Source organism: Acinetobacter thutiue (genome assembly GCF_030385805.1).
In the GTDB taxonomy this organism is placed as follows: Bacteria; Pseudomonadota; Gammaproteobacteria; order Pseudomonadales; family Moraxellaceae; genus Acinetobacter; species Acinetobacter corruptisaponis.
In genome coordinates this window covers 68,033-85,738 of record NZ_JAUDZE010000002.1, presented here as the reverse complement: position 1 = coordinate 85,738, position 17,706 = coordinate 68,033, and the positions used below count along the sequence as shown (strand labels likewise).

Annotated in this window: 19 protein-coding genes; 5 read left to right on the top strand and 14 right to left on the bottom strand. The window is 44.7% G+C overall.

Annotation, left to right across the window (positions count from 1 at the left end; translation table 11 throughout):
* The first annotated feature begins 24 nt into the window (after positions 1 to 24).
* The 3 genes from QTA56_RS06300 to QTA56_RS06290 all read left to right on the top strand — a co-directional run bounded on the left by QTA56_RS06300 (position 25) and on the right by QTA56_RS06290 (position 3,381).
* Positions 25 to 1,191, top strand: a complete 1,167-nt coding sequence (locus QTA56_RS06300; RefSeq protein WP_267980108.1) for an HlyD family secretion protein — start codon at positions 25 to 27, stop codon at positions 1,189 to 1,191.
* 67 nt (positions 1,192 to 1,258) lie between these two features.
* Positions 1,259 to 2,131 carry a 1-aminocyclopropane-1-carboxylate deaminase/D-cysteine desulfhydrase gene (locus QTA56_RS06295; protein ID WP_267980107.1) on the top strand — a complete coding sequence of 291 codons (873 nt, stop codon included), beginning with the start codon at positions 1,259 to 1,261 and terminating at the stop codon, positions 2,129 to 2,131.
* Positions 2,132 to 2,184: 53 nt separating this feature from the next.
* A complete protein-coding gene (locus QTA56_RS06290) occupies positions 2,185 to 3,381 on the top strand; it encodes a BaiN/RdsA family NAD(P)/FAD-dependent oxidoreductase (protein ID WP_267980106.1) in 1,197 nt (398 codons plus the stop codon).
* 46 nt (positions 3,382 to 3,427) lie between these two features.
* Here QTA56_RS06290 and QTA56_RS06285 read toward each other — a convergent pair whose 3' ends face one another.
* From QTA56_RS06285 to QTA56_RS06275, 3 genes are all read right to left on the bottom strand, one after another.
* Positions 3,428 to 3,607, bottom strand: coding sequence for a hypothetical protein (locus QTA56_RS06285; protein WP_267980105.1), 180 nt, complete (start codon positions 3,605 to 3,607; stop codon positions 3,428 to 3,430).
* A gap of 377 nt (positions 3,608 to 3,984) precedes the next feature.
* Positions 3,985 to 5,613 carry a mechanosensitive ion channel gene (locus QTA56_RS06280; RefSeq protein ID WP_267980104.1) on the bottom strand — a complete coding sequence of 543 codons (1,629 nt, stop codon included), beginning with the start codon at positions 5,611 to 5,613 and terminating at the stop codon, positions 3,985 to 3,987.
* Positions 5,614 to 5,841: 228 nt separating this feature from the next.
* Positions 5,842 to 6,042, bottom strand: a complete 201-nt coding sequence (locus tag QTA56_RS06275; RefSeq protein WP_267980103.1) for a hypothetical protein — start codon at positions 6,040 to 6,042, stop codon at positions 5,842 to 5,844.
* Between the two features lie 207 nt (positions 6,043 to 6,249).
* Here QTA56_RS06275 and QTA56_RS06270 point away from each other — a divergent pair, with 207 nt between their 5' ends.
* Positions 6,250 to 6,672, top strand: a complete 423-nt coding sequence (locus QTA56_RS06270; protein WP_267980102.1) for a hypothetical protein — start codon at positions 6,250 to 6,252, stop codon at positions 6,670 to 6,672.
* Between the two features lie 22 nt (positions 6,673 to 6,694).
* Here the strand turns inward: QTA56_RS06270 and QTA56_RS06265 are convergent, their stop codons facing one another.
* The gene (locus QTA56_RS06265) at positions 6,695 to 7,456 is read right to left on the bottom strand and encodes a ferredoxin--NADP reductase (protein ID WP_267980101.1); all 762 of its coding nucleotides are present in this window, start codon (positions 7,454 to 7,456) and stop codon (positions 6,695 to 6,697) included.
* Between the two features lie 90 nt (positions 7,457 to 7,546).
* Here QTA56_RS06265 and gigC point away from each other — a divergent pair, with 90 nt between their 5' ends.
* The gene (gene gigC / locus QTA56_RS06260; protein WP_267980100.1) at positions 7,547 to 8,431 is read left to right on the top strand and encodes a LysR family transcriptional regulator GigC; all 885 of its coding nucleotides are present in this window, start codon (positions 7,547 to 7,549) and stop codon (positions 8,429 to 8,431) included.
* A 65-nt stretch (positions 8,432 to 8,496) separates the two neighbouring features.
* Here gigC and QTA56_RS06255 read toward each other — a convergent pair whose 3' ends face one another.
* From QTA56_RS06255 to nuoH, 10 genes are all read right to left on the bottom strand, one after another.
* Positions 8,497 to 8,991, bottom strand: coding sequence for a hypothetical protein (locus tag QTA56_RS06255; RefSeq protein WP_267980099.1), 495 nt, complete (start codon positions 8,989 to 8,991; stop codon positions 8,497 to 8,499).
* A 162-nt stretch (positions 8,992 to 9,153) separates the two neighbouring features.
* Positions 9,154 to 9,447: a cold shock domain-containing protein gene (locus QTA56_RS06250; RefSeq protein WP_267980098.1), complete on the bottom strand. Its 294-nt coding sequence runs from the start codon at positions 9,445 to 9,447 to the stop codon at positions 9,154 to 9,156.
* 119 nt (positions 9,448 to 9,566) lie between these two features.
* Complete coding sequence (upp, locus tag QTA56_RS06245) at positions 9,567 to 10,202, bottom strand: uracil phosphoribosyltransferase (protein ID WP_267980097.1); 636 nt, start codon at positions 10,200 to 10,202, stop codon at positions 9,567 to 9,569.
* A gap of 108 nt (positions 10,203 to 10,310) precedes the next feature.
* Complete coding sequence (gene nuoN / locus QTA56_RS06240; protein ID WP_267980096.1) at positions 10,311 to 11,807, bottom strand: NADH-quinone oxidoreductase subunit NuoN; 1,497 nt, start codon at positions 11,805 to 11,807, stop codon at positions 10,311 to 10,313.
* Positions 11,808 to 11,810: 3 nt separating this feature from the next.
* A complete protein-coding gene (nuoM, locus tag QTA56_RS06235) occupies positions 11,811 to 13,409 on the bottom strand; it encodes an NADH-quinone oxidoreductase subunit M (protein ID WP_267980095.1) in 1,599 nt (532 codons plus the stop codon).
* A 1-nt stretch (position 13,410) separates the two neighbouring features.
* Positions 13,411 to 15,306 (bottom strand): NADH-quinone oxidoreductase subunit L, encoded by a 1,896-nt coding sequence (gene nuoL / locus QTA56_RS06230; RefSeq protein WP_267980094.1) that lies wholly within the window; start codon positions 15,304 to 15,306, stop codon positions 13,411 to 13,413.
* Entirely contained in the window at positions 15,303 to 15,611 is a 309-nt protein-coding gene (gene nuoK, locus QTA56_RS06225) for an NADH-quinone oxidoreductase subunit NuoK (RefSeq protein ID WP_004638057.1), read from the bottom strand. The genes nuoL and nuoK overlap by 4 nt, the downstream gene beginning before the upstream one ends.
* Positions 15,611 to 16,129, bottom strand: a complete 519-nt coding sequence (nuoJ, locus tag QTA56_RS06220; RefSeq protein WP_267980570.1) for an NADH-quinone oxidoreductase subunit J — start codon at positions 16,127 to 16,129, stop codon at positions 15,611 to 15,613. The genes nuoK and nuoJ overlap by 1 nt, the downstream gene beginning before the upstream one ends.
* Positions 16,129 to 16,671: an NADH-quinone oxidoreductase subunit NuoI gene (gene nuoI, locus QTA56_RS06215; protein ID WP_267980093.1), complete on the bottom strand. Its 543-nt coding sequence runs from the start codon at positions 16,669 to 16,671 to the stop codon at positions 16,129 to 16,131. The genes nuoJ and nuoI overlap by 1 nt, the downstream gene beginning before the upstream one ends.
* Positions 16,672 to 16,689: 18 nt before the next feature.
* Positions 16,690 to 17,706 carry an NADH-quinone oxidoreductase subunit NuoH gene (gene nuoH / locus QTA56_RS06210; protein ID WP_267980092.1) on the bottom strand — a complete coding sequence of 339 codons (1,017 nt, stop codon included), beginning with the start codon at positions 17,704 to 17,706 and terminating at the stop codon, positions 16,690 to 16,692.

The window sequence follows — 17,706 nt, the reverse complement described above, 5'->3', positions numbered from 1 at the left end:
CTAATCGTATTTGATTGAGAAAACATGATGTCTGAACAAGATAAACCAGAAAATAATAGTGCTCAAAATGCTGAGCAGAACGAAACGCCACAACCCGTAAAGGTACAGGAAACTGTGCCTCAAATACCACCGCCTCCACCACCGCCCACCAGCAAGCTCATCAAAACCAAACGCTCTACCCTATGGTGGATGCTGCTGGTTTTAATTGTCGGGATTACCATTATTTTATGGGCATGGCGCATTGGCCCATTTCATACAGCGATTGAACAAACCGACAATAGCTATGTCAAAGGTAAAACCACCATTCTTTCCTCACAGATCAATGGCTATATCAAGGATGTAAGGGTCAAGGACTTCGATCAGGTCAAGCAGGGTCAGGTCTTGATGCACATTGATGCCACCACCTATGACCAAAAGGTGACACAGGCAGTTTCAGGAGTCGAGCAGGCACAGAATAGCCTTGCCAATCAAAGCCAGGCCATTGCCCAACGTCAGGCCGATGTGGTGGCGGCACAGGCCAAACTGGATCAGGTCAAGGCACAGTATGATTTATCCGTTGCACAGCTCAAACGCTATCAGCAACTGGGAGACAGCGGTGCGGCATCAAAATCGGAACAGGACAAGGCTGCTGCCGATGCCCAAAACAACCTCGCCTTGCTCAAGCAGGCCCAAGCCAATATTCTGGTGGCGCAAGAGGCGTTAAAAACCGCACAAGTGGCAGAAGCAGGTTTAAAGGCACAAGTGAACAGTGCCCAGGCACAGCTCGATCAGGCCAACACCACCAAGGATTACAGCACCATTGTTGCTCCGCTGGATGGTCAGTTGGGTGAAGTGAATCCACGTGTCGGTCAATACGTGGCTGCGGGAACACAGTTGCTTTACCTGATTCCCAAACAAACCTGGGTGATTGCCAACTTTAAGGAAACCCAGATTGCCAATATGAAAGTTGGGCAAAAAGCCTATTTCACCGTTGATGCCATGAATCACCAGAAGTTTACAGGTCATGTGGAACAGATTTCCCCTGCTGCGGGTTCAGAATTCAGTGTACTCAAACCTGATAATGCCACAGGCAACTTTACCAAAGTGGTGCAACGTATTGCGGTACGCATCGCCATTGATCCAGAACAAAAAGGCATGGAAAACCTACGTCCTGGTATGTCGGTGATCACGTCGGTGGATACCGACTCATAAACCAACACTGACATTCTCAATCAAATGCATTTACAATGTGGTCAAATTCATTTCTCGTTCGCAAAAAATGTTTGATCACATTGCTTTTCCCATCCCTTATCAAACATTGCAACTTCCCCAGCCTGTTCAACTGACCATCAAACGCCTTGACCAGATTCATCCCCAGATTTCGGGCAACAAGTTTTTTAAACTGAAATACAACCTCTTGGCAGCACAACAGCAAGGTTTTACCCAAGTCCTTACCTTTGGCGGTGCATTTTCCAATCATATTGCCGCAACAGCCTTTGCAGCACAGCATTTTGGTTTTCAAAGTATTGGCATGATTCGTGGTGAAGAACTGGCTTCGCAACCATTCAATCCAACGCTACAAACAGCACATGATTTGGGTATGCAACTGCATTTTTTCAGTCGGGCTGAATATCGTTTACGCCATCAAACGGAGTATCTGCAAAAGTTGCAGCAACAATACCCGCAGGCCTTTATTATTCCAGAGGGTGGAAGTAATGCACTTGCCATTCAAGGGACACAGGAAATTCTCTCCCCTGATGATATGGAAAATTATGACGTGATTTGTTGTGCGGTTGGTACAGGCGGAACCCTTGCAGGCATCATTGAAAGCAGCTCGGAACAACAGCATATTTTAGGCTTTTCAGCCTTGAAAGGTGATTTTCTCAAACAGGACATTCAACAATGGACTGATAAAAGCAATTGGTCTTTAACCGATGCCTATTGTTGTGGTGGTTATGCCAAAACCACACCTGAACTGCTGCAATTTATACAGCAATTCGAAAAACAATATGATATCCCATTGGAACAGGTGTATACCGCTAAAATGATGATGGGACTTCTTGATTTAATCCAGCACAATCATTTCCCTGCCCACACTCGAATCTTGGCGATTCATACAGGAGGGTTGCAGGGAAAGCTTAAAGCATATTAAAACCTCCACAAATCTTTTATAATTGCCCGCTTTTCGTCTACTGAGTAATACTCATGGTTCATCAAGTTGATGTTGTTGTTTTAGGTGCGGGTGCATCAGGCTTGATGTTGGCTGCTGAAGCAGGCAAACGTGGACGTTCAGTTGTGGTACTGGAAAAAGCCAACAAGGTCGGTAAAAAAATTCTGATGTCGGGAGGTGGTAAATGCAACTTTACCAATCTGGATGTTGAACCCTCCAACTATCTTTCAGAAAATCCACACTTCGTGATTTCAGCCCTGAGTCGTTACACCAACTGGGACTTTATTGGCTTGGTCTGCGAATATGGCATTGAATACGAAGAACGCAAGCATGGCAAACTGTTTACCCTGAATGGCGCCAAGGAAATTCTGGAACTGTTGCTTTCAGAATGTGACAAAGCCAAACAGATCAAAATTCAAACCCACTGCGAAGTTCAGCAGGTAAAAGCTCTGGCAAATTCAGGTTTTGTCATTGAGACCAACCAGGGAACTTATCAGTGCGAATCGCTGGTTGTTGCAACAGGTGGGTTATCAATCCCAACACTGGGCGGTTCTGGATTTGGCTATGAACTTGCACAGCAGTTTGGACATCATGTTTTCCCTACCCGTGCAGGTCTGGTCCCCTTTACCTTTTCAGACCATTTTAAGGAAGTTACAACACGCTTAAGCGGTAATGCACTAGATGCCACCTTAATCAATGGTCGTCATCAATTTACCGAAGCCCTGCTGTTCACCCATCGTGGTTTAAGTGGCCCAAGCTCATTGCAGCTTTCAAACTACTGGCATGTAGGGGAAAGCTTCAACATTGATTTCTTTCCAGGCCAGGATTTCGTGCAATTTTTTAAGGAAAGGAAAAAAGTACAGCCTAAAGTATTACTCCGTACCCTGTTAAATGAATTCACTGCAAAAAGTATCGTGCTGGAATTACAGCAGCTGATTTGGGCTGAGCAAAGTGAAACGGCAATTGGAAACATCAGTGACCTGCAACTTGAACAGATTGCGGCGCAACTGCATGCATTTACGGTGAAGCCATCGGGAACGGAGGGTTATCGTACTGCCGAGGTCACGCTTGGTGGTGTGGACACCAGCGAAGTATCCTCAAAAACCATGGAAAGCAAGAAGCAGAAAGGCTTGTATTTTATTGGTGAAGTACTTGACGTGACAGGCCATCTAGGGGGGTATAACTTCCAGTGGGCATGGTCATCTGCCCAAGCCGCAGCCCAATTTGTCTAGCTGTTTTTCAGTACACCACAGTGTTTTGCACTACCATTGAAATATTTTAACTTCGTTCGTCTGAAGAGTTTGCTGCCTCTGAGGAAGATGCCTGCTGAGTATTTTCAATCGGTTTCTCTTTCACTGAACCCGACTTGGCAACCACAAACTTATACGCACTGGCCAAAAAGCCTACAGTGATGCCTGCAATAATAATGGGTGCGAATACGCGATTTGGCCTCTTCATTTTATCCTCCTATAGACTTTTTATTTTGGGGCTGTTGATATTTTATAAATGAATTGCGTTGTAGGCTAAAATTTCATCAGACTAGGCATGAAACGTAGGTAATAGCAAACCTATTGCCAAGTTTCATAACGAAGTATGAGGGGATTTTAGCCACAACCCTACGGGACAGGGATATTTTACTTGCGGAACGTTGTTCCTCATACTACGTTATGAAACATTCATTTAGAATGACTAAATTTCATGTTTCATGCCTTGTATCACCTAAAAAATTTCCTCTGTCGCAATCATAGATAAAGTATCATCAGCCCCTATACAAACAAAACGACCACCCTGCCTAGAGTGGTCGAATTGATCAAAAAAATCAAAGATTATTTTTACTATTCATCCGAATATGGAGGAATCGGTGGTTTTGGATTCTCTGGATTGATTGGTGTTGGCGCTATCGGATTCACTGGATTGGCTGTAGCAGGAGTCGCTGGACTCACTGGGTTGTTTGGCGTCATCTCATTTTGACGCAACGGATTTGGATGTTTTGCCTCAGTTTTTGCTTTATCCAACAGATCACTGAGCAAACGTTCCGCAGGTTGACGACCACCTAGACCAAAAGCCAGAGCAAACGCGACAGCAACTGAACCGAGGGTTAAGCCAAATGCGAGGTTCACAATAGAGTCAGCAATACCCATTGCCCTTAAGCCCATCGCAATCACCAAGCCCATAATTAGAATACGGACCAGATTGCCCAACCAGCGTGAGCTATTGTATTCACCACGTTGAACCACATTGGCGACCACATTGGCCAGCCAGAAGCCGACAACCAGAATTACCGCACCAAGCAGGATACTGGCACCAAACTGGATAAACATCGCGATCAGCACACTGACCTGTTCCAAACCAAGTCGGTCAGCAGCCTCTGAAACCGCGAACAACATGGTAAAGAACACAATCAAACAACCGATGATATCTGAAACACGGGTTTGTCCAAGGAAGCGTTGTACATCCAGCTTCATTGGAATTTCATCAACACCCGCTCCTGAAACCAGTTCAGCCACCAAACGTCCAACAAAACGGGAAACCACATATGCCACGATCAGGATCAGACCAGCAGCAATAATTTGTGGAATCGCATACATGATTTGATTGAGCATTGCGGTGGCAGGTTGGGAAATTGCCTCTATACCCAGTGCTTCAAATGCCACGATCAAGGCCGTGATAATAATAATGGCAAAAACAAATGAACCCAGGAATTTGGATACATTGGAGTTCTTAAACAAACCTATTTTTTCTGCCTGTGTCTGCAAGCCAAGGCTATTACTCAAGCCCTCAACAATACCACGCACAATTTTTGCCAGAATGTAGCCCACAAAAATGATGACACCCGCAATAAACAGGTTCGGCAAATAAGCAACCGCCTCATTCACCATATTCTGTACAGGAATCAACAGGCCTGTCAGGCCTAGAATAGACAGCACAATCGGCAAGAACAGCAACAAGACCAGCCAGTAGAAGATTTCACCAATATTACTGCTGAGTGAGCCTACACCCACCTCATTGCTGAGCTTCTCGTCCATTTCCGTTCTGGCAAGCACATTGGTTAGTCCTGCCTTGACCAGCCCTGCCACAATCCAGCCAATAAAACCGACTGCAACGGCCGCCAGCAGGTTTGGAATAAAGGCCAGAATCCGACCAACCATATTGCTGAATGGATCACTCACGCCACTGATGTTCAGCACATTCAATGCACCGACAACAGCAAGGATAATCACAAACCAGAAAACCAGTTTGGAAATCAGGTTTTCAATATTTGGTGTATGACCAGTGGCAGAAGACAATCTATGATTGGTGTTTAGTTTCTGGAGTAACTTTTTCACGCCAGCGGCAACAATCAATGCAATAATCCAACCTAAAAGTAAGATAACAATTGCCGCTAAAATTGGGTGAAACTGGTCCCAATAATACATTGCGTCGAATCCTCCTCTCTGGGAGGGATCATTAAAATATTCATTCATGTGTTGTTATCCTTATGTTGTGTTTTAAAATTAATCAAACCACCCATGATCGCTCTATAACCAAGAACATAACTTATGGATGTCTCAACCTTAATTTTTGTCTATTTTCCAATCAACAAACGGCAGCACTAATACAACAAAAAGTCCGCATAATTTTGCAAAAAAGCTCATTGATTCACACCAATGAGCTTTTTCAATTCAACAGGTTTTGGTCTAAAAATAAACGATCTAGGCATCCAAAAGTACCGACTGCATATGAGACAGCATTGCCTGTGCAGTTGGATTCGCTGAATGATCCGCGACCATATAAACAAGAAGTGCAATCAGGAAAATCCCCACAATGATCAACATATAAACGGGTAGTTTCCTTTTCTTTGCAATTTCCTCTCGACTCGCCACATGAGGTTGTGGCTTACTAAAATCATGCATGATAGCTAGCCCTCATCCTTTTTATTTCTCAGGCTTTTATCTTAGCAACTGCTTATGTTGCATTGTGTGAAAAAGCTTCGGACTATCGTTGTTGCTGTTGCAAAACTCTACTGTTTCTTCTTTGTTTTTTGTTTAAAATATAGGCGGTTTAGAAAACGCTAAAAATAGGCTATACTACGCGCCCTCATTTCCTAAATGTTCTGCTTTATGTCCTACCAACAGCAAAGTGTCTCACTTGATCTAGATACGGATGTAACCCATCAGTGTTTTCTACATTACACACGAGATGAGCATTTGATTGGACTGATTGAGTTCAACAAACCCAGCTATATCATGAAATGGGGCGACCTTGAATATTTCCGCCGCCGTACCGAAGAACTTTCAGTGATGCCTTTTCCTGAATGCATCAATGCAATGATTGTGGATATCCGTAATGTTCAGGCTTTTCTGGACAATGAGGTTCCAATCTTGCCGTGGCGTTTGCTTGAGGAAGAATGCCCTGTTCGCCTTGTGGTGCCACAGGAACGTTTGGAACACTATGCAGGACTGTTTGAACCCACATGGCTCACAACCGATGTCGATACCGCCATTCAGGAAATCCGTGAATTTATGGATATGTTTGTACATTAAGACATATCCAGTCCGCCCAAGATTACCAATAATTCTCCACCGCAATATTTCCCTCACCACGGCGGTTCATAGTCAAGCCACGCTGTTTTAAGGCTTCCTTGGTATCTTCCACCATTTGTGGATTGCCACACAACATGACATGGCTGCTTGCTGGACTCAATTCTGATCCCGCCGCCTTTTCCAGCTCACCATTTGCAATCAGAACTGGTAAACGGTCATGTAAAGCCGCATCTGGATCACGGGTGATAATTGGAATAAACCTAAAGCCTGAGTGCCCCTCACCAAAAAGGTTGGCGATTTCCTGAATACGGTCAACATAGGCCAGTTCGGATGCGGTACGAACACTGTAGACCAAATTGATTTGTTGATATTTATTCCAGGTTTCAAAGTCTTGCAACATTGATAAAAATGGTGCCAAACCCGTTCCCGTTGCCAACAGCCATAAATCCTGTGGTAAAGGCTGCTGATAACGTGCCAGAGTTAAATAGCCATAAGATATTTTTTCAAGATACAGCTCATCACCAACCTTTAAATGTTGCAGGTTTGAGGTAAAAGCCCCATCGGGAACGACAATTGAAAAAAATTCCAGCGTTTCATCAAATGGCGAAGACACCACTGAGTAAGCACGCACTACCAGTTCATCACCAACCATTAAACCAATACGGGCAAACTGCCCTGCGGTAAATTTAAAATGCGCTGGTCGGGTCATGGTGAAACTAAACAGATTGTGGGTCCAGCGATGTACAGATAAAACCTTTTCTACGCTAAATTTTTCAATTGACATGATTTGAACGTGGCACGAAACAGTGAGCTCATGTTAGCATGATCAGATAATTCATGAATACTTTTAAACTCAAACGGTAAGGCTTTTAACATGCGCATGACATTACGCCAATTGGCTGTTTTCGTGGCGGTCGCTCAAGAGGGAACTGTAACCAAGGCGAGTGATGCTGTCCGACTCACCCAAAGTGCGGCAAGCATGGCCCTGGCCGATTTGGAAGATGGTCTTGGCGCACCATTATTTGACCGCTTGGGCAAGCGCTTGCAGTTAAATGATCTGGGCCGTTTTTTGTTGCCGCAGGCCCTGGAAATTTTAGGTCGTTGTGAATCGTTTGAACAGGCCGCCAAGGGTGAGTTACAAAGTATTGACCTACGTTTGGGTGCGACCCTGACCATCAGTGACTACCTGATGCCTGACCTTATGGCAGATTTTTTACAGCGCCATCCACAGGCACATTTACAGTTACAGGTGGGCAATACTCGTCAAATGATTGAAGCGGTGAACCAGTTTCAGCTTGATCTGGCTCTGATTGAGGGCTCATGCCATTTGCCCCAGTTACAGTGCATCCATTGGCGTGATGATGAATTAGCAGTGTGTTGTGCTCCACAGCATCCCTTAACGCAGTTAAACCGTCCACTCACCCCAACAGACTTTAATGATGTGGAATGGATCTTACGTGAAGAGGGTTCAGGCACACGTGAAGTCTTTGACAACGCAATTTTAAAAGACCTACCTGATGCCAACATTCGCCTTACCCTAGGTCATAATGAGGCCATCCTAAAAATTGTTGCCAATGGTCTGGGGATGACCTGTGTATCACGGCTTGCGATTGAACCGCTTCAGGAAAAAGGGCAATTGGTCATTCTGGATACACCTTTCTGGGAACTCACCCGTCCCCTGTTTATGTTGGTACATCGTCAGAAGTATCAGGGTCCTGGTTTAAAGGCATTCTTACAATTTTGTGAAGATCAGGTGTAAATAAAACACCAAAGCCAAATATTTTAGCTTTGGTGTATTTTTACAGCATGAATTAATACTAATATTTATTGTACAGGATTCCCTTCAATCATAATTTGATCGCCTTGTTCCTTAAAATTAATGATATAGCTTATATGTTCTTGATTATTTAAGGCTAGATTTGCCTGACAAGACAATATTGCATCCTTATTCGTATCAATTACTGCTGTGTCAACTGAAATTGATTTTATATGATAAGTTTGAGCATAAGTCCCGTCATTAAACATTTGCATAATTGATTTTTTAACACGGTCACTTGAGCAATCTTTTAAATCATATTTTGAAACGATACCCACATCGAATAAATCCAAAAAGTAATTTCTTATTGGATCAAAATATATATAGCCTATTACAGCAAGAATAATGACAATTATCAGATTCGTATAAGCCTCACTCTCATTTTCTTTTTCTACTGCTTGCTGTTTTTTCTGCAATAACTCGTCATTTGGCGCCCCACAATGGATACATGCTTCTGAACGATCACTATATTCCTTATCACATTCCAAACATTTTTTAAGCATATATAACCTTTTATTTTTTAAAGAATAAAGGAGTTATGCTAGCATGTGATTACACAGGCTTACAATACTGCTTATCTTGTACCCTAATTATGAAAGACAAAAAAAATCCTTTCACAAAATTAAAGGCGAATAATTAACTACCAATAAAACAATTCAAGATAACTAACGTCGGAAATTTGACAGTAATTCGCTGGTGATGGCCTTATTATGAGCCATGATTTTGTTTTTCTTGGTTTTCGCAGGGTTTGAATCGACACACTCAATCTTGACCGCCTTAAACTTTCCCTCATTTTCCTGCACTAAAAACTTAACTTTTTCATTTCTCTTTGGCTCACCCTCTGATGCAGGATAGTCTGAGATATGAAAAAACACGTCTCCTTCAGCAGTGGCAATAAAACCAAATCCCTTGTCTGGATTATATTGTTTAATTTTTCCCTGATAGAATTCTTGCTTCATGGCCTGCACCCAATTTTATAAAGACGATGGGAATAGTATATAAAAATTAAAAAGAGACGTTCGATCTTTCCTTAAAAATTTATGGATAGATTACGTCTCTTTTCAATCTATTTTAAAAATTAGTCTTTCTGGACACTACCAAAAATCTTGTCGCCCGCATCACCCAGACCAGGGACAATATAGCCTTCTTCATTTAAGCCCTGATCAATCGAAGCGGTATAAATACGCACATCTGGATGAACCGCCTCAACTTTAGAGATGCCTTCAGGTGCGGCAACCAGCACCATCACCCGAATGTCCTTGCAACCACTTGCCTTTAGCACATCAATTGCAGCAATCAACGAATTCCCTGTCGCAAGCATCGGGTCAATAATCATGGCCAAACGGTTAGCAACATCAGGCACCAGTTTTTTATAATAGGTACGAACCTCCAAAGTTTCCTCATTCCGTTCCAGGCCCAACACACTCACCTTAGCACTTGGAATCAGGTTAAGCACGCCCTCCAGCATCCCAATTCCAGCACGCAGGATTGGAACAATGGTAATCTTTTTTCCTGCAATGCGTTGGGTTGTGACCTTGCCTGTCCAGCCATCAATTTCATCATCCGACATCGGCAAGTCCTTGGTTGCCTCATAGGTCAGCAACATCGTGACTTCTTGCGCCAACTCACGGAAATTCTTGGTGCTGATGTCTGAACGGCGGAGCAGACCAAGTTTATGGCGAATCAACGGATGGCGAATTTCCTGAATAGACACGAGTGAGTACCTAAATAAATATTAATCTTTATCTATTATAAAACGTTTTTTTACTCTTCAATAAAAAAGCCCCCAATTTTTGGAGGCTTTTTTGTACAAATCAGAGTATTACTGCTGTTGTGACAACATGAAATGCAATGGAGAAAGAATCTCAGACTTCAATGCAAGGTTGATCATTGGGTCTGGATAGATGCCCAGGAGTAATACAAGTAATGCGGCACCGAGTACCATAATACCACCCACCTTGGTTCCCCAGTGTGCATCGGCATCAATACGTGGAACATCTGGTGGAGTCATATACATCACCACCATCACACGTAAATAGTAATACAAACCGATACCACTACCCACCACAATCATTGCAGCCAGGAACCAGTGCTGGGTTGTCACCGCTGCCATCACCACAAGGAACTTACCAATAAAGCCCGCTGTTAATGGAATACCAGCCAAGGACAGCATCATCACAGTTAAGGTCGCTGTCAGGATCGGACGGCGCCAGAACAAACCACGGTAGTCAGCGAGGCTTTGCGCTTCATCCACATTGTTGTATGGACTGGACATCAACGCCACCGCACCGAACGCACCGATTGTGGTCAATACATAGGTGATCACATAAACGGTGACACTGCCCAGACTTGCATAGGTCATGCTAATCAGTGCGATAAGCAAGTAACCAAAATGCGCAATCGAAGAATAACCCAGAATACGTTTCAAGTTGACTTGACGCACAGCCAGCAAGTTACCTACCAAGATCGACAGCACAGCAATCACCGTTAAAACGGTAACCAATGATTCAACCAGAATCGCGCCTGAAGTCAACAGGTAACGAACAAACAGGCCAATGGTTGCAACTTTTGCTGCGGTTGCCAGGAATGTTGCCATTGGTGCTGGCGCACCTGCATACACGTCTGGCGTCCATTTATGGAATGGTGCAAGCGAGAGTTTGAATGCAACGGCAAAGATGATTAAACCTAGGCCCAACAACACCATTGGCTGTTTGATGGCGGTAAATAATGCCTGAACAGAATCATAGAATGACAATGAGCCTGTATAGGCATAGATATATGCCATACCCATCAACAACATGGCAGACGCAGTCGCAGAAAGCACAAGGTACTTAATCCCCGCTTCCAAAGACTGACTACGTTGATAAGTATACGCCAACATGCCGTATACTGGAATTGACATCAACTCAAGGCTGATAAAGAACGCAGCATAGTGTGAGCTTGCAACCAACAGCATGGCACCCGCAACTGAACATAGCAACAGGATGTAAAGCTCTTCACGGTTGTCCTTATAGGTCTCGATGTAGGCATGAGACAAGGTACAGCACGCCAAGGAAGCGATCAGAATCAGGAATTGGTAGAGCATGGTGAATGGATCAACCATAAACATGCCCATGATGTTCACTGGCGCAAAGTGGCCACTGAACATGGTGTACACAATATAAATTGCAGACAGGTTAAGACCCACAACCGAGGTTGTCGCGATCAGGTTGTGATTACGTTTAATTGCAATCAGCAGCATGACCACCACTGCGGTCAACGCCACAATCATCACTGGGACCAGTGGCATAAGCTCAGAAAAAGAAATTGTGAAGTTCATGGTTTATTGCATCTCCACATGTTCAAGTTGAGTTGCAGCCTGTTGAACAGTTTCAACAACTTCTTGTACTGGCATATAACTATTGACTAACCACTGCATACTTGAATGGGACATATCCAGGAATGTCTGTGGGTAAAGTCCCAACCAAAGCAAACCAATCACACAGATCATCAAGATGCTGACTTCACGCGTAGATAGATCTTTAAGCGGTGTCGTGTAGTGTTTTTGCTGTTCTGGATTTGGTTCACCAAACAGTGCCTTGTGAATCAGGATCAAACCATAGAGGCCAGCAAACACCAGACTGACTGCGGCAATGATGGTAAACGCAGGATAGGCCTTGAATGAACCCATCAGGATCAGGAATTCACCAATAAAGTTACCTAGACCTGGTACACCAACAAGCGCTGCAACAAAGAACATCAGGAAGAATGGCAGGTATTGCAACTGACCACGCAGACCACCCATCAGGCGCAGGTCACGGGTATGTAAACGCTCATATACCTGACCAGACATAATGAACAATGCAGCAGATGACAAGCCATGTGCCAGCATCATGATCATTAAGCCCTGGAATGTCAGGATATTACCTGCATAAATTGCAAGTAGGATGAAACCCATATGCGAAATGGAGGTATAGGCAAGCAGACGTTTCATGTCGGTTTGCTGGTACGCAAGGAATGCACCGTAGAAAATACCAATCAAGCCCAGAATAATCGCGATATCAGCAAACTGTGCTGATGCTGCTGGGAAGAATGGAATCACAAAACGAAGCAGACCATATGCTGCGGTTTTAATCAGGATACCCGCCAAGTCCACAGAACCCGCTGTTGGTGCCTGAGCATGCGCATCAGGTAACCAGCCGTGTAATGGGAATACTGGTAATTTCACCGCAAAACCAATGAAGAAACACAGCATGAATGCATAGGCAACTTCAGGTGGCAAGTGGTTCGCAACAGCCAATAAATAGTTGTAATCGAAACCGATCATGCCTGTCATCATGTATCCATAGACCACTAGGCCCAGAATACCAATCAACATGATCAAGCCAGCAATTTGCGTATACAGGAAGAACTTGGTTGCAGCGTAAACACGCGAACGACCATTCGACCCAGAGTGTCCCCATAACGCAATCAAGAAGTAGATTGGTACGAGCATCATCTCCCAGAAGAAGAAGAACAAGAATAAGTCAATCGCCAAGAATACACCGATGACCCCACCCAAACTCCAAAGTAAGTTTAAATGGAAGAAACCAACGTTCTTTTGAATCTCACCCCATGAACAGCCCACTGCAAGCACACCCAGTAATGCAGTAAGCAATACCATGAGCAGAGACAAGCCATCCACAGCCAGGTGGATGCTAATACCGAGGGTCTGAATCCAAGGGAGATGAAATTCAGCCGCCCAGGTTGGAACCTTTCCGCCCAACTCGTAGCTATATGTACCACTTTGCCAGAGTGCGATGCCCAGACCAAAGGTAATGAGCATGCCAATCAAGGCAATCCAGCGAGGTAGATGTTGGTCGAACTTATCAACCAACCAACAAATAAAACCAGCAATGAAAGGAACCAAAATCAGTGCGGGTAAAATTAAATTGTTTTCCATTTTATTTCCCCACAACCTGAATCACGATCAAGATCATCAATAACACCACTACACCGAGTGACATGCTTGATGCGTATTCACGCAATGAACCTGTTTGACGCGAACTTGTAAAGCTATTACCACTTTTCACAATCGCAGGAAGCACCAGCCATAAGCCATCAACTGGATCACGACCTAGAATTTTCGCAATCAACAAATAAGGTTTTACAAATACGATGTCATACAAGGCATCAAAACCAAATGCGGTACGGCAGATATGCGCCAAACCTGCACCCAAAGAGCTTTGGGCAAAAGATTTAACCGCACCGTAGGCAAAGGCAAACAAGAAGATACCAACAGCTAAACCAGCAAGTGCAATACCACTCGCTAAATGCTCAGCATGTGAAACCGCTTCTTCTAAAGCTTCAGGAACAACAAAGCTTGGAATTTTTGCATGAGTTAACAAGTTTGCAACTGGCGCTTGAAGAAAATAACCAATCCCTGTTGATAACGTAGCAAGAATTGCCAGTGGTCCCCAGTAGGTCACACCATGAATGGCATGTGCATGGGTTTTTTCTTCACCGAAGAATACCACCCAGATTAGGCGGAACGTATAGATTGACGTTAAGAATGCACCAACGACACCCACCCAGTACAAGGTATGGTAAAGCGGAATGTTTGCAATTGTAGACTGTGCATATACAGCACCCAAAATCGCATCTTTAGAGAAGAAGCCCACTGTCACGATTGGAAGTGCTGCCAATGCGCCACCACCGATCACAAAACACCAGAATACGAATGGAATCTTTTTACGTAATCCACCCATTTTAAAAATGTTCTGTTCGTGATGACATGCAAGAATCACTGCACCTGAAGAAAGGAACAATAACGCCTTGAAGAATGCGTGGGCAAGCATATGGAATAAACCAGCCTGATACGCCTCAGCACCCACAGCCATAAACATATAACCGAGCTGGCTCATAGTTGAGTAAGCCAAGATACGCTTGATGTCGGTTTGAACCAATGCTGCAAAACCAGCCACCAGCAACGTCACTGCACCCGTAATCGAAATGAACTGCATCACTTCTGGCGCCATTTCCATCACAGAGAACATACGGCAGCACAGATAAACACCCGCTGTAACCATTGTTGCAGCGTGGATCAATGCTGATACTGGCGTAGGACCAGCCATCGCATCGGCCAACCAGGTTTGTAATGGAATTTGCGCTGACTTACCTGCCGCACCCAGGAACAACATCAATGCTGTCCAGATTGACAATGATGAGCTTTGCGTCATGACAGTCGCTGCATTTTCAACGATGTACTGTGTATTCAACGTACCAAACTGCTGATAGAGCAAGAACAATGCGATGAGTAAAAATACGTCACCCACACGTGTTACTGTAAATGCCTTGATTGCCGCCCAGCCATTGGCAGGGTTTGAGTAGTAGAAACCAATCAACAGGTATGAGCACAGACCTACACCTTCCCAACCCAAGAACAATAACGCCAGGTTATCACCGAGTACCAACAACAGCATGCTGGCAACGAACAGGTTGAAATAGGAGAAGAAACGCGCATAGCCTTCTTCACCACGCATATACCAAGATGCGAAGATGTGAATCAGGAAACCGACACCCGTGATCATACCTGTCATCAGTAATGACAAACCATCCAGGTGCAAGCTGATACCTGGCTCAAAACCGCCAACACTGAACCAAGTCCATAAATGTTGAACAAAAACGGCCTGACCGCTGCTGGTAAATGCAAGACCAGCAATTAAAGCAAATAATGCAGACAAGCCGACTGAACCAACACCAATAATGGCAGCCACATTTTCAGAAAGCTTGTCACGCCCTGCCGCCAACAGGATAAAGCCAATCAGCGGGAATAAAACGGTTAAATATAATGTACTCATCCGCGCATCTCACTAGCAGCATCCACATCCAGATGATGGAAGCGATGATAAAACTGAAGGACGATCGCAAGACCAATACATGCCTCGGCTGCGGCAAGCGTCAGGATCAGGATGAACATCACCTGTCCATCTGGCTGTGCCCAGACGCTGCCTGCCAAAACAAATGCCAACGCGGCGGCATTCATCATGACTTCAAGGCTCATTAACATAAATAAAAGGTTACGTCTTACCATCACACCGTAAAAGCCCAGTGCAAAAAGGATGGTTGCAACGATCAAACCATGTTCTAAAGGGATGTGTCCCATTATTGTTTATCCTCTTCCGCACCTGGTTCACGTTTGCCGAGGTGATATGCAGCAACAAGGGCTGCAAGCAATAACATTGCGGCAACTTCCACCAATAATAGATAGTGGGTAAATAACGCCTGACCCACAGCCTTTGGCCCTACAATTTCCGTACCCATTGGCGCAGAAATCGTGGTGTATTCTCCACCCAGCATCCACACCAGAATCAAGCCCAAAATAAAGCTCAGCATGGCTGGATAGGCCCAGGCATCAGAAGTCAACCATCTGCTTTCCTGTTCAACGGTTTCCTGCCCAAGATTGAGCATCATCACCACAAACACGAACAGCACCATGATTGCGCCAGCATAGACGATGATTTCAAGTGCACCTGCAAATGGCGCGCCCACAATCATGAAAATACCTGCAACCGCTAGCAATGACACAATCAGGCTCAGTAATGCATGCACAGGATTGGTATTGGTTACCACACGAATCGTCGAAACAATGGCCACGAGAGCCATTAAATAAAATGGCCACATCATGGTAATAAACTCCGTACATCAACTGGTGCACTTTCTTTCTGCGCCTGACCTTTATCCTTGCCTGTCACTGCCATACCCGTTACACGGTAGAAGTTATAGTCAGGATATTTACCTGTTCCAGAAATCAACAGGTTTTCTTTTTCGTAGACCAGGTCCTGACGCACATATTCACACAACTCGAAATCAGGTGTCATCTGGATGGCAGTGGTTGGGCAGGCCTCTTCACACATACCGCAGAAAATGCAGCGTGAGAAGTTGATGCGGAAAAATTCTGGATACCAACGTCCATCTTCCTTTTCCGCTTTCTGCAATGAAATACAGCCCACAGGACACGCAACCGCACACAGGTTACATGCCACACAACGCTCTTCACCATCAGGATCACGTGTCAAGACGATACGACCACGAAAGCGTGGCGGTACAATCTGCTCTGCTGGTACTTCTGGATATAAAATCGTGTCACGCTTACGTGTGACATGGCTGAACACCATCCACAACGAACGTACAATCGATCCAAATCCAGCTAGAATTTTATACATTTTGTACTCCCTGCTGTCCTAGGCCTGATTCATCAGAATCACAGCACCAGTCACCAACAAGTTGACCAACGCCAATGGCAAACAAACTTTCCAACCAAAGTTCATGACCTGGTCATAACGTGGACGCATCAATGAGCCACGTGCCAGGACAAACATCATCACAAAGAATGCTGTTTTAATCACGAACCAGAAAACGGGTGGAACAAATGGAATTTCCAGGTTAAATGGTGCAAGCCATCCACCGAAAAATAAGGTGACGATCAATGCTGAGATCAGAACCACGTTGACATATTCCGCAACGAAGAACATCCCCCACTTCATCCCACCATATTCAACGTGATAGCCTTCCGCCAATTCCTGCTCAGCTTCTGGCTGGTCAAATGGATGACGGTGAGTCACCGCGACACCCGCAACCACAAAGATCAGGAAGCCAATGAACTGGGGAATCACAAACCAGACATCACGCTGAGCTTCCACAATCTCACGTAGATTGAATGAACCTGCAATCGCAACCACACCCATCAATGAGATACCCAGAAACACTTCATAAGAAATGGTTTGAGCCGCAGAACGCAGACCACCGAGTAATGAGTATTTGTTGTTGGACGCCCAACCACCAAACAGCACCGCATAAACAGCGATACCCGCCATTGCCATAAAGAACAACAGGCCAATACTCATGTCAGCAACACCCAAATATGGGCTTACTGGAATGACCATGAATGAAAGTACCGCAGTTGCCATCGCAACCGCTGGTGCCAGACGGAAAGTCAGCTTGTCGGCAAACTTAGGTGTCCAGTCTTCCTTGAACATGATCTTGAGCATGTCGGCAACAATCTGGAACATCCCCCCAGGGCCAACACGGTTTGGACCGTAACGGTCTTGCCATAATGCCAACAGACGACGCTCAATAAACGACATCAAGGCAGCCACCAGAACCACCACCAGCAAGATCACTACCGCCTGAATCACTGAGTAGGCGATTGGCCAGTTCTCAGCCCAGAGTGGCGTTTGACGTATAATTTCTTGATTCAT